General features: G+C 69.1%; 10 protein-coding genes and 1 pseudogene. 2 read left to right on the top strand and 9 right to left on the bottom strand.

All coding sequences use genetic code 11. From position 1 onward, the window contains the following. Positions 1–50: 50 nt before the first annotated feature. From AB0C27_RS15020 to AB0C27_RS15005, 4 genes and pseudogenes are all read right to left on the bottom strand, one after another. On the bottom strand, positions 51–641 hold the full coding sequence (locus AB0C27_RS15020) for a TetR/AcrR family transcriptional regulator (RefSeq protein ID WP_357843401.1): 591 nt from the start codon (positions 639–641) through the stop codon (positions 51–53). Between the two features lie 93 nt (positions 642–734). After that, positions 735–2,057: an MFS transporter gene (locus AB0C27_RS15015; RefSeq protein ID WP_357843399.1), complete on the bottom strand. Its 1,323-nt coding sequence runs from the start codon at positions 2,055–2,057 to the stop codon at positions 735–737. A gap of 364 nt (positions 2,058–2,421) precedes the next feature. Further along, positions 2,422–3,243 (bottom strand): annotated as a pseudogene (locus AB0C27_RS15010) (SDR family NAD(P)-dependent oxidoreductase); the annotation flags it as partial. Between the two features lie 298 nt (positions 3,244–3,541). Then, the gene (locus tag AB0C27_RS15005) at positions 3,542–4,387 is read right to left on the bottom strand and encodes an NAD(P)H-binding protein (protein WP_357843396.1); all 846 of its coding nucleotides are present in this window, start codon (positions 4,385–4,387) and stop codon (positions 3,542–3,544) included. Positions 4,388–4,993: 606 nt separating this feature from the next. On the opposite strand from AB0C27_RS15005, the gene AB0C27_RS15000 reads away from it, so the two are divergent. Then, positions 4,994–5,227 carry a hypothetical protein gene (locus tag AB0C27_RS15000; protein WP_357843393.1) on the top strand — a complete coding sequence of 78 codons (234 nt, stop codon included), beginning with the start codon at positions 4,994–4,996 and terminating at the stop codon, positions 5,225–5,227. A 95-nt stretch (positions 5,228–5,322) separates the two neighbouring features. Here the strand turns inward: AB0C27_RS15000 and AB0C27_RS14995 are convergent, their stop codons facing one another. Both AB0C27_RS14995 and AB0C27_RS14990 read right to left on the bottom strand, forming a co-directional pair. Beyond that, positions 5,323–6,276 carry a C45 family peptidase gene (locus tag AB0C27_RS14995; RefSeq protein WP_357843390.1) on the bottom strand — a complete coding sequence of 318 codons (954 nt, stop codon included), beginning with the start codon at positions 6,274–6,276 and terminating at the stop codon, positions 5,323–5,325. Positions 6,277–6,759: 483 nt separating this feature from the next. Further along, positions 6,760–7,344, bottom strand: coding sequence for a DUF1707 and DUF4870 domain-containing protein (locus AB0C27_RS14990; RefSeq protein WP_357843387.1), 585 nt, complete (start codon positions 7,342–7,344; stop codon positions 6,760–6,762). Between the two features lie 142 nt (positions 7,345–7,486). Between AB0C27_RS14990 and AB0C27_RS14985 the strand changes: the two genes are divergently transcribed. Beyond that, the gene (locus AB0C27_RS14985; protein ID WP_106250354.1) at positions 7,487–7,831 is read left to right on the top strand and encodes a hypothetical protein; all 345 of its coding nucleotides are present in this window, start codon (positions 7,487–7,489) and stop codon (positions 7,829–7,831) included. Between the two features lie 135 nt (positions 7,832–7,966). On the opposite strand, the gene AB0C27_RS14980 is transcribed toward AB0C27_RS14985, so the two are convergent. The 3 genes from AB0C27_RS14980 to AB0C27_RS14970 all read right to left on the bottom strand — a co-directional run bounded on the left by AB0C27_RS14980 (position 7,967) and on the right by AB0C27_RS14970 (position 11,890). Beyond that, entirely contained in the window at positions 7,967–9,010 is a 1,044-nt protein-coding gene (locus tag AB0C27_RS14980) for a DUF4192 domain-containing protein (RefSeq protein ID WP_357845254.1), read from the bottom strand. 1,517 nt (positions 9,011–10,527) lie between these two features. Continuing rightward, positions 10,528–11,298: an EI24 domain-containing protein gene (locus AB0C27_RS14975; RefSeq protein ID WP_357843384.1), complete on the bottom strand. Its 771-nt coding sequence runs from the start codon at positions 11,296–11,298 to the stop codon at positions 10,528–10,530. 10 nt (positions 11,299–11,308) lie between these two features. Next, positions 11,309–11,890, bottom strand: coding sequence for a nucleoside triphosphate pyrophosphatase (locus AB0C27_RS14970; protein ID WP_357843381.1), 582 nt, complete (start codon positions 11,888–11,890; stop codon positions 11,309–11,311). Positions 11,891–11,900 lie beyond the last annotated feature (10 nt).

Below are 11,900 nucleotides of genomic sequence, written 5' to 3'. Positions count from 1 at the left end.
ACCGGGCAGGCTTCCCACGGCGTGAGCACGCCCTGCGCGGGGTGCCGTTCCTACGGGGTGGGCGTCTTGAGCGGGGCCGCGTCGAGGAGGACGGATGCGGCGGCGCGGGCGGTCGTGGCGGCCGAGGGGTCATGGTCCAGGCTCGCGGACTGCGCCGCGCCGTCGTACAGCAGAAGGAACTGGCGGGCCAGGGTGTCGGGGTCGGCGCATCCGGACGCGGTGAGCAGCCCGGCGAAGAGGTCACGGATCCAGACGCGATAATCCTCCGCGACCTTGCGGATGGCGCTGTTCTCCGGCGCCTCCGAGGTCGCCCGCGCGAAGGCGCAGCCGTTGTACTGCGGGTCCGTGAACGTCTCACCCAGCGCGTCGAAGACGCCGAGCACCTGCTCGCGCGGGGTGCGGAAGCGGGTCATGGCGCGGGCGACGCGGTCTCTCCTGCGTGCGAAGCGGTGTTCGAGGTAGGCGCAGACCAGACCCTCCTTGCTCTTGAAGGTGTTGTAGAGCGAGGCCTTGGCCACCCCGGCGTGTTCGATCACCCGGTCGATGCCGACGGTCTGTATGCCTTCGCTGTAGAACAGCTCGTCAGCCGCCTCCAGAAGCCGCTCACGTGCGGACGCCTTGGCCGCGGTCCTGGCCGCCATGGCTGCCACCATCCTTCGGGTAGACCTGTTCACTCTGACCTTGAAGAGTCGCCTATTCGACAGACCTGTCTACTCTAGCGCGGGAAAGATCCATCAGCCCTCTGAGACCTGTACCGCGCTCTCCTGGTAACCGGGGCTCACCGGCCTCCGTTCGGCGCGACGGCCGCTGAGCACGAGGACCGTCAGGGCCGCGAGGGCCAGCACGATGACGGCGATGCCGTACTCCTCGGACGTCCGCACCAGGCCGCCGCCGTACACGACCAGCATGCCGGCGATCACGGCGGGAACGCCCAGGCCGACGTAGCAGACGACGTACAGGAGGGAGAGCACGCCGGCTCGTTCGTGCGACCGCACCTGCGGGACGACCAGCCTGAGGCCGCCCTGGAACCCGGTGCCGAAACCGACGCCGGAGATCGCGGCGCCGACGAAGAACCCGATCGCCGACAGCGTGCCGCCGTCGCCCCAGGCGATGGACAGCAGCGTGATCAGTACGCCGACGATCAGTGTGCTGATGCTGGTCCGCAGCATGACCTGCGTCCTGGCCCCGCGCAGCAGCACGACGGCCAGGCCGGCGGGAGCCGCGAGGACGAACAGCGGCAGACCGCCCCACAGCACGGACGTGGAGTGCAGCAGGGTCCGCATGATGGCCGGGCCGAGCGCGCCGTACAGGCCGCTGAGCGCCCACACCGCGAACATCAAGGGGGCGGCGATCGCTATCGACGTACGCGCCGACCTGGGCAGCTTGAACTCCGGAACCATGCTGGCCAGCGCGCCCGGCTGTCGGGTGACCGTCTCCTTCAGCGCCAGTACGGCCAGCGTCTGCAGCACGAAGATCCCGAGCAGGATCGCGTAGACGAGACGAGTGGGGGCCGGCAGGTACTGCACGATCAGTCCGGAGGCCAGGACGCCGACCACGGTGCCCATCAGTGGTGCGAAGGAGTTGAGGAAGCCGCCTTTGCGCGCGTCGATGTCGAGCATCCCGGCGCCGATGGCACCGACCGCCGCGCCCGCGCTCAGCCCCTGGAGAACTCGGCCGGCCAGCAGGGCGCCCACGCTGTCAGCGGCGATGAACACGACCATGGCCAGCACCTGCACGATCAGGGCCGTCAGGAGGACCGGGCGCCGGCCGACCTGGTCGGAGACCCTGCCGAAGATCAGGAGTGAGGACAGGACGGCTAGCGCGTAGACGCCGAAGACGATGGTGGTGGTGATGGGCGAGAAGCCCCAATGCTGCTGGTAGACGGCGTAGAGGGGGGTCGGCGCACTGGACGATCCCAGGAACGACACCAACATGGAGGCCAGCACGGCGATGGACGCTCTGGGGCCTAGCTTGCGGCGTGGGGCCGCGTGGGCGGGGGGCTGCTTGGTCGGGACTATGTGGGGCGTGGGGGCGGCTGTGGCGGATGTGCAGCTCATGGGGTCACTTATCTCTTGGTATGCAACAAACGTCCCTAACTATACAGACCTGTCTGTTCAATATGATTCCGAGGGAGGTAAAACCACCCGCCGCGACCTTGCGTACGCGGAGAAGGACCGATCGCGGACGGGCGTCGCGATGAACTTGCCCCGCTGCGCGCCGGGACTCCCGTCGAAACCGGTGAGCCGCGATCCCCTTGACGACGCCGGCGCCCATCGCGGCCATACGGGCTCACACCGGGGGTGTCGTTGCCCGGCATGAGCCTGTACGGCCTTGTTGTCGGCCCGGCTGGAGACCCGCGCCCGGATCGCTGCCGGCATCACGCTGTGATCGTGCGCGAGGCCGCCATCCGAGCCGCGCTCCTCAACCGGCCTGACCGTGCGCCTCCATCGGCAGGTCCTGCCAGTCGTCCCAGGTCTTGAGCCGGGCGGCGTACGCCTGCTGGATCATCGGGTAGAAGCCCTTACCGAAAAGCACCCGCAGCGGCGGGTTGTCGACGTCGACGATCTTGAGGAGGGCCTGGGCCGCGGCGGCCGGGTCGCCGGCGGGCAGCTTGCCCGCGACCCCAGCCAGGGCCTGGCGGACACCGTCGTAGCTCGGCAGGGGCTCGACCTTGTGGCCGTTGTCGAGGGGGTTCGGGTTCTTGCCGGACCTGGTGGCGAACCCGCCGGGCTCGATCATGGTCACCTTGATGCCGAAGCCGGCGACCTCGCCCGCGAGCGATTCGTTCAGAGCTTCCAGCGCCCACTTAGACGCGTGGTACGCCCCGCCGAGCGGCATGGCGATGAGCCCGGCCGCCGAGGACATCTGGATGATGTGCCCCGACTTCTGCTCGCGCAAGTACGGCAGCGCGGCCTGAATGACCCAGAACGCACCGAACACGTTGGTCTCCAGCTGATCGCGCAACTGCTGCTCGGTCAGCTCCTCGATCGCACCGAACTGGGCGTACCCGGCGTTGTTCACGATGACGTCGAGCCGGCCGAAGTGCTCCCTGGCCCGCTTGACGGTCTCGACGACGGCGGCCTTGTCGGTCACCTCCAGCTCCAGCGGGAGCACGGCGTCACCGTAGGCGCGGACCAGGTCATCGAGGTGCTGGACGTTGCGGGCGGTGGCGGCCACCTTGTCGCCGCGCGACAGGGCGGCTTCGACGAAGTTGCGCCCGAGGCCGCGCGACGAACCGGTGACGAACCAAACCTTTGCTCATGATCTCATTCCATTCTTTGTTCTGATTAAGGGGGTGATGACGCCTCGTTCGTGGCGGGCAGTGGCGGCGGCCGGGAGATCCCTGTGATGGGCATGCTTCGCGACCCCCACCACCACACCGCCGCCCCGAGTAGTCGCTCGGACGCGCGCCGCAGATCCCGGGTCGTTCTGGCGCGCGCCGCAGGTCCCGGCACGTCAGGCAGTACGCCCGGCGACAGAAGCCATTACTTGGCCAAAACCCCTCGGTGAGCGCACCGGGGGCTGTTTGATCGGGTGGTGATCAGCCGCCGCTGAAGGCGGATGCGTTGTCGCGGGCCCAGTCGGCGAAGGTGAGTGCGGGGCGGCCTAGGAGGTCTTGCACGGTTCCGGTGGTGGGGCCGGAACGGGTGGCGTAGTCGGCCAGAGAGCCGAGCAGGCGGGCCGGAACCTCCTCGGGCAGTCCTTGCGCGAGCATGCCTTGCCGTACCTGCTCGGGCGGGAGCTCCTGGAAGGACAGCGTCCGGCCGGTGGCGGCGCCGATGAGACGCACCTTCTCGTACTGGTCGAGCGACTCCGGCCCGGTCAGCGTGTACGTCTTGCCCGCGTGGTCGCTGGTACGGAGTGCTTGTACGGCGACGGCCGCGATGTCGGTTTCGTGGATCGGGGAGGTCGCCGCCTTGCCGTACGCGCCGCGTACCACGTCACCGGCCCTGAGCTGAGGCGCCCAGGCCAGGGCGTTGGCGGCGAAGTCGGCCAGGCGTAGCACCGTCCAGTCCAGGCCGGAGCCGGTGACGAGGTCCTCGGCGAGCTTGAACTGAGCGGCGAAACGGGCCTCCCCGGCCGGATGCTCCACGGTGGTGGCCGACAGCAGCACCACGCGCCGCACACCTTGCCCGGCCGCCACCTTCAGCAGCTCGCCGAGACCGGGTCCGGTGGCGCGCGGGCTGATCTGGATGGCTTCCACCCCTTCCAGCGCCACCTCGATCCACTGAGGACGGAACAGATCTCCACTGACGGCTTTCACACCCTCAGGGAACGGGGGCGCGGCGGGACCTCGGGTGACCGCGGTGACGGAGATGCCGTCGTCGAGCAGTTGCTTCATGACCTGGCGTCCCACGACACCGTTGGCTCCGGTGAGCAGAATCATGACGTTCTCACTTTCAGTCGATTGATGAACACAGCACCAGGCAGGCACAGAGCCGAAGTCCTGGACGCAGCAGAAGGCGCCACACCTGCAGGCACAGCGCGGCCATCCGACGATCCCGCCGATCACCAATGGGACCGGCAAGGCCTTGCCGTCCCAGACCCGGAAGACATCCCCGCACCCGCGGGCACAGGCCAGCCATCCGCTGTTCCGGCCAGCGCCGACAGGACCGGCACGGCCTTGCGGCCCCGGACGCAGAAGACGACCCCACACCCGCGGATACAGACCGGCCACCCGACGATCCCGCCGATCGCCGGCAGGACCTGAACGGTCTCGGCCGCCCCGAACACCGGAAGACGACCCGTACCTGCAGATACAGGTCGGCCACCCGACCATCTCACCGAGCACTTGCAGGACCGGCACGGCAATACCGTCTCAGACGCGGAGGCCGGTCCCACATCCGCAGGTACGAAACCGGCCGTCCAGCGATCCCACCAGCCGCCGACGGGACCGGCACGGCCATACCGTCTTGAACCCAGCAAACGACCCCACACCCGCAGATACAGGCCGGCCACCCGCCCCTCACACACCCCGGGCGGCAACCGGATCGTGCGCGGCCCGCTCGTCACCCACATGGAGGAACTGCTCTCGCTGGTCAGCTTCGGCGAGGTCGTCAACGCCCTGCCCGCCCACTCCGCCCGCTACTGGAACCGCCCGGACATCGCCTGGCTGCCCTTCGCCGACTTCGAACCCCTGGCCCACGGTCTGGTGTGGCGAGCCGAGAACGCCGCCATCCGCGCACTCGCCCAGACCGTACGGGACCTCGGCCCGCTTCCCCTGTGACTGTCGGCCTCCCTGGCGAGACGCTCGAAAGATCGGCACCGAACTCATGGCCGGCCCGATTTCGCGCAGGGGTGAGCAGGAGTCCGGAAGGTCTCTCAGCCGGCCAGGCCCCAGCCCACGGTGCGGAATCCGGGGGTGAAGTCACCGAAGGACTGGTGCCAGGACTCACCGGGCCAGTAATACGTCACACGGCCCTCAACGGGCTGGTAGCAGGCGGTGTAGAGCGTTACCGTTCCCTGCTCGTCGACGGATCGATACAGCGGCGGCTTCAGCATCGCCGCCACGTCAGCACCCGCGGCGCGAATGGCGTGCAGCCGCTCCTGCGTCCGCATGTCCCGCTCCTGCTCGTCGGTCACCGGCAGGTGCTGGTGATTGGCGGCGCAGGCATCCGGTGCCATCGTCGGCGACATGTCCGGCCCGACGAACACCGTCACCGCCTTCGCGGGATCGACCAGGGTGAGGTTCTGAGGGACGGCGATCGGCAGGGTCCGCAGCCTGCCGACCGCCTCATCGACGGTGTCGCACGTCTCCAGCAGGTAGCGCACCACGATGAGAATGGCGAAGCCGCGTCCGTAGACGGAACGTCCGCCGTAGGTGAGCGAGATCGCGAGACCGGCGTCGTTCATCCCGTCCAGCAAGCCCCACAGCAGGTCCTGCATCCCGATCACGGGGCGCAGGAAGCAGGAGGAGACGATGGTGCCCTCGCACTGATCGGGCGGGAAGTCATAGTTGCGGAGCAGAATGCCGTTCCTGCCGATCTGGGTGCAGGCCGGGGAGAACGGCCGCAGTGCCGCATGGGTGAGGAAGGCTTCCGCCTCGGGCCGGTCGAGCTGGCCGGTCAGGCGGTTCAGCACCGGAACCATTTCCGGCATGTGCGCACAGAACAGCGCCCGGACGCGGTCCGCGCCCTCCGGAGTCCGGCCCTCCGCGGTCAGCAGGCCCTCCATGTCCTGCCACAGGGCCCGCGCGTGAGCGGCCCACCGCCCGTCGCCGCCGTCGCCGACCTCGATCGCCTGAAAGGTCTTGTGCTGTTGCCGCACGGCTGCCACTCCCTGTGAGAATCAAACGAAGTGACGGCAACCTAGCTAATTGTGCGGAAGATTCACCAGGTGACCGCCATCATCGACGGCCAGGCACGGGTCCCGATGAAACCGCTGAACGCGAGCCCGGCCGATTCCGTCTGGGCGATCATCTAGCCAGGCGGTGAGGGTCCCGCGCCGGAGAAGCCGAGAGCCATGCAGGCGGGAGCGGCGAGCCCACACCGACCCCCATCACCCCCGCGCTGGAAGCCGAGAGGCACGGAGGCGAGGGCGGCGAGCCCATACCGGCCCCCATCACCTCGATCCACCATCAGCTCACACCGATCTCGTCATCGCCGTCCGCCCGCACCATGTGCGGCCCGGACGCTCCCAACCCGAACGTGAATGGACGTCGCGACCGACCGAACACCTGGCAGACGACGCGAACGCCTTGAGACGGCGCGGAGAAGGGGTTGTGCCGCGGAAACCGCTGACAGCCCCCTCCCCGCCAGGTCACTTCACAAGACGGATCGTCATCGGGTAGCGGTAGTTACCGTCCGAGAGGGCCGAGACACCGGCGACGACCGAAAGGACGACGGCCACGACCCAGATGACGGGAACGAGCAGGGTCCCGATGATGGTCAGCGGCAGCAGGATCGAGGCGCCGACGACCGTGATCTGGAAGTTGAGCGCTTCGACGGCCTGCGAGCGGATGTACGGCGAGGTCTTGCCGCCGGTGAGCATCAGGAGCAGCGGCCCGAGGATCGGAAAGCCGACGATGGGCAGCGTGTGCGCCAGGGCGGCGCCGAGACGCTCGTTGCTCTCCGTCGTACCCTGAGGACGAGCCGGGGTCGACACCGGAGCGACCCGGGGGACGGGCGCGGTGCCGTACAGCTCCTTCATGATGGGCATCAGGTCGCCGTGGGTGCGCGCGGTCATGGCGCGCTCCAACCGGTCGTCGAACTCGAGCTCGTCGAGGCGACCCTCCGCGTAGGCGGTCTTGACGTGCTCGACCACGTGTTCACGGTCCTGGTGGGTGACGCGCAGATGAGCTGGCGGCACCTGTCCCGGCCCGGGGGTCTTGGGTACCCCAGCCATAATCGCCATGCCTCTCCTTAGAGAATCGAGCTGTCTCCTCACATACTGCGTCCGCCGAACCTTCGATGCCATCGGGAGAATCCCCGATCTGTCCCCTAGATCATCCCCGACGCGAGGGCTCCAGACGGTATAAAAAGGATTCATGAGATGGCGAGACCGCTACGGCATTCGTCGACTGCGCGGCCGCAAGATCGCGAAGTTCGACCGCGAGGCGACAGACGCCGACATCGAGGCTCTTATCGCCTTCGCCCGTTCGCGGCGTGGTGTCGAGTTTTATGTCGAGCCAGAAACTTTTGCCACCGACACGACCGCTGTGGCGGTGGCCGACGACGGCGAGTGGACCCGGCGCAGGGTGGGTTCACCCGCAGTGATCCGCAAGGTCGCCCGCGACCTTGCCCTTCCGGTGTACGACGTGCAGCTCACGGGTTACCCGCAGCGCATGCGCGCCTACAACGAACGCCGTAAGAAGGAAGAAGGCAGTCTCTAAAGCGGCTCCTTTCTCCCTCCTTTGGTACACATGAGCCGGCCCGGGTGAGGTCGACAGCACAGGGGTCCCCCGCCCCTGTGCTTCCTTCGTTCTCTTTCTCCTTCGGCTCTGCTCTTCGCTTCCGTGATGCGGAGATTATTGGAGGGTGGGGGGTGGGTCCTCGTCGTCGAGGAGGTTGACCAGGGGGAGCAGCCAGACGGCGGTGGCGGGGCCCATGGTGGCGTCGAGTTCTGCGGGGGTCGGGAGGCGGCCTCGGAGGATGGCCGGCGAGAGCAGGTTCTGCAGGGCGTGCATGAGCAGGTTGGCCATCGAGTAGGTCGGGTCGGCGGCGAGGGCACGTTCGAGGGCGATGGTGGCCTGAACGTTGTTGCCCTCCCGCCACGCTGCTATGGCCAGCAGTGACGCGGCCGGTGGCACGAAGCGGGGCTCCAGCCTGCGGGTCAGGTCTTTCCAGAGCGGGGCGTGGGAGTCTTCCATGAGGGTCCAGCCCTCATCGCGCACCCTCATGATGACCAGGTCCAGGCCGAGTTTCGCCGCCTCCAGATCGTCCAGCCTGCCGCCCTCGGAGTGGGTCTTCAGCGCGGCCCGGACCCGTTCCAGGCCGTCGGAGACGAACTGCCCGGCGAAGGCGTCCAGGTCGGTGGCGGCCATCAGCCGGGCGCGGAAGTCGGCGATCGCTTCGGCCGTGGCCCGGCGCATCGCCATCCGTACCGGACCTGTGATGGGGGCAAGTGTGCGCTCCAGGGACTCGCGGTCCGGGAGTGCCACCAGGCCGCGGACGGTGGCTTCGGCCGCTATCTGGCTGGTGGAGGGGTCGTACGGGGTGCCTTCCGCCGGGCAGCACGTCGCCAGGTCGCAGACGTACGACCAATAGCGGCCCTCGTGGGCCCGTAGCGCCTCGCCCACCCGCACCCCTGACTTGGCCGCGAGCAGCCTGGCCTCGTCGGCTGCCGGGGTGACCAGCTCCCCCGGGCCGTAGCCGATCACGACGATCTCCGTGACACCTTCGCGTTCGAAGAGGGGTGCGAGGGCGTCGAGGGTGCCCTGCGGGAACGGCAGGCCCCACCTGGCCACCATCTTGGCCTGCCCGCGTGCGAGGCCGACGACTACGAGGCTGCTGGTGGGGTGGAAGCCGACCAGGTAGGGCACGGCGGCCAGAACGTCGGTCGGGCTTCTCAGAGTGAGACAGGCATCGGTGTCGAAGGTCGAGAAGTCCTGTGGGAGATCGGGAGCGGAGGTGGTTGTGTCGGGGGTGAAGGGGAGCGGGTCTTTGCGGTGGCGGCCACGCTGACTGTGATTTTGGTGGCGGTGGTGGTCAATGACAGGCCCGGGGTTGGAGTCACCTCCCGGGTTGGGCACACGACTGCGGCTTCCTTGCGCGCGGGGGTCGCCGGCAGTGCCGCCTTGCGTCTGAGTCATGGGACCGAGGTCGCCACCGGTAGCTCCCTGAGCGACAGGGTTGGGGCTGGTGGTACTGCTGCCTTGGGCAACAGGGCCGAGGTCGCCGGCAGTGCCGCCGTGAGCGATCGGGTCGAGGTCGCTGACTGTGCCGCCCGGAGCGACCGGGTTGGTGTGGCGGTCGGCGGCAGTTCCGCCGTGGGTGACGGGGCTGGGGTCACCAGCAGGGCTGCCGTTGGTGACGGGGTTGGGGCCGGTAACGGAGTCGGGGTTGGTGGTTGGGCCGCCATGAGCGGTTGAGCCGACCGTGGAGACAGAGCCGCCGTGGACGGGGTTGCCGTGGACGGGGTTTCCCTGGACGGGGCTGGTCCTGGAGGCAGGGCCTATGGGGACCGGAACGGGGTCAGGGGTGCGGGCGTGGGTTGGGGTGGGAGTGGCGGCGTGGGTTGGGGTGGGGGCGTAGCTGGGGGTGGGAGTGGCGGCGTGGGTTGGGGTGGGGGCTGGGTGGTTGGTCGTCATGGGCCGAGAGGATGCCGTGGACGAGTTGGACGGCAATGGGCCGAACGCGGTTCTGTGGATGACGGAGGGCTGTCCACAGCCGACAGGGGGCCAAATAGTAGGACTCGACCGATGGAGGGCACCGAACGGCTTCCGCTGAGGCGGATTGCACGGGCAGGGTGGCCGGGCCAGGAGGCGCGCGGGGCTTCCGATTCGGAAGGGTGACCGCGCCCAGCACACCGTCGTCCACCGCCATGGCCGGCGTCCTTCCCTCTGATCAATGCGGCTGGGCCAGGCGGACTGCTGCCGGCTGCCGGACCCAGCCGAGCAAGACTCAGCCCAGGCCGGGCGGGGCGGGGGCACGGGGGGATCAGGCCGCTCCGGGACAGGCGACGTTCAACCGAAGCGGGCGAGACTCAGACCGAGCAGGCGGGCCGGGGGCGGAGTAGGCAGGGGCAGGGCGGGGGTGCACTCAGGCCGGACCAAAGGGGCGGCGTTCAGCCGGGGCGGGCGCGTTCAGACGAGGCCGGACCGAGCAAGGCGGGTCGGGGCAGGGGGGTCGGGGCAGGGGGGTCGGGGCAGGGGGGTCGGGGCAGGGGGGTCGGGGCAGGGCGACCGCGGACGGACGGCGTTCAGCCCAAGCGTGCGCGTTCAGCTCAGGCGGGTGCGTTCAGGTGGAGCCGAGCGACGCAGACGAGGCCGGTGGGTCGGCGTGGGCGGGCGTGTTCAGGGTGAGGCCGGGTGAGGGTCGGGCCGGGGCGGTGGGGTCAGGGTGAGGCTCTCAGCCGGGACGAGTCGGTTCAGGGTGAGGGGGTGGGGCCGGGGGTGGGAGTGGGGCCGGGGGTGGGGGTTAGGTGGGTGCGTACGAGGAGGGCGGCGCCCGCCACAGCGGCCGGCATGGCCACCACGGCCACGAACGGCACCAGGAACAGCAGGAACACCGCCACCCCGAACCCCAGCGCACTCGCCTTGTTCCCGCGCAGGAGCGCGAAGCGCTGCTTGCGGGCCAGGCCGCGGCGTTCCATGGCCAGGGTCGTGAGCTCGACCGTCAGGAAGAAGCCGGACACGGCGGCCCCGAGCACCGGCACCACCGTCTGCCCCACCACCGGGATGAATCCCAGCAGGAACAGCGGAATGGTGAACATCAGTACATAGAGGAGCGTCACCAGGCTGTCCCGGATCGAGCGCGGCAGCGTACGCCACCACGGCTGCTCGTTCTCCGTCTCCAGCGGGTCCACCGCGGCCGAAAGCTTCTCGTAGAACGGCTCCCCGATCGCCAGCGTGAGCGCCGCGAACGTGATCACCGCCAGCGCCAGCCCGCCGAGGAAGAGCAGGATGCCCACCAGCGTGCGGAACAGGTCCCGCCAGCTCCACGTGTCCGCGAACGGCGTCAGGAACTCGGCCAGCTCCGACGCGTTGGTGCCGAGGAAGATCAGCGCCGCCACGTAGACGGCGAACGCGATCAACGCCGGAATCAGGCCGAACAGCCACCATCGGGTGTTCCTGGCGACCCATCCGACCCCTTGGAGGAAGAAGCCGATGCCGGCCGTGAAGTCGCGCACTGATCGCATGACCGGCAGGCTAGCGCCAGAACGACGTCACCGCGTAGCCGAGTTCGGTGAAGAGGTCGCGCAGCAGGGGAAGCGAGATGCCGAGCACGTTTCCGTGGTCGCCCTCGATGCCTTCGACGAACCAGCCGCCCCGCCCCTCGATGCTGAACGCCCCGGCCAGGTTGAGCGGCTCGTCGCTGGCGGCGTAGGCGGCGATCTCGTCCTCGGACGGCTGGCCGAAGTGCACGACCGTGGTGGCCACCTCGGCCGCCTGCCGGCCGGCCGGCACGTCGATCACGCAGTGGCCGGTGACGAGGCGGCCCGTGCGGCCGCGCATCAGCCGCCAGCGCTCCACGGCCTGCTCGCGGGTGCCGGGCTTGCCGTACGGGCGCCCGTCGAGCTCCAGGATCGAGTCGCAGCCGATGACCAGCCCCTCTTCGAGCTCGCTCGCGACAGCTTCCGCCTTGGCCTTGGCCAGCACCAGGCTGAGCGCGGCGGGAGAGTGGGCGGAGAAGGAGTCCTCGTCGACCCCGCTGACGATCACCTTCGGGTCGAGACCGGCGCTGCGGAGGAGGGCCAGGCGGGCGGAGGAAGCTGAGGCCAGAACGATCACCGGCACAGCC

It is taken from the genome of Nonomuraea sp. NPDC048882, assembly GCF_040649755.1.
Taxonomy (GTDB): domain Bacteria; phylum Actinomycetota; class Actinomycetes; order Streptosporangiales; family Streptosporangiaceae; genus Nonomuraea; species Nonomuraea maheshkhaliensis.
This window is presented reverse-complemented; position numbering and strand designations above follow the sequence as displayed.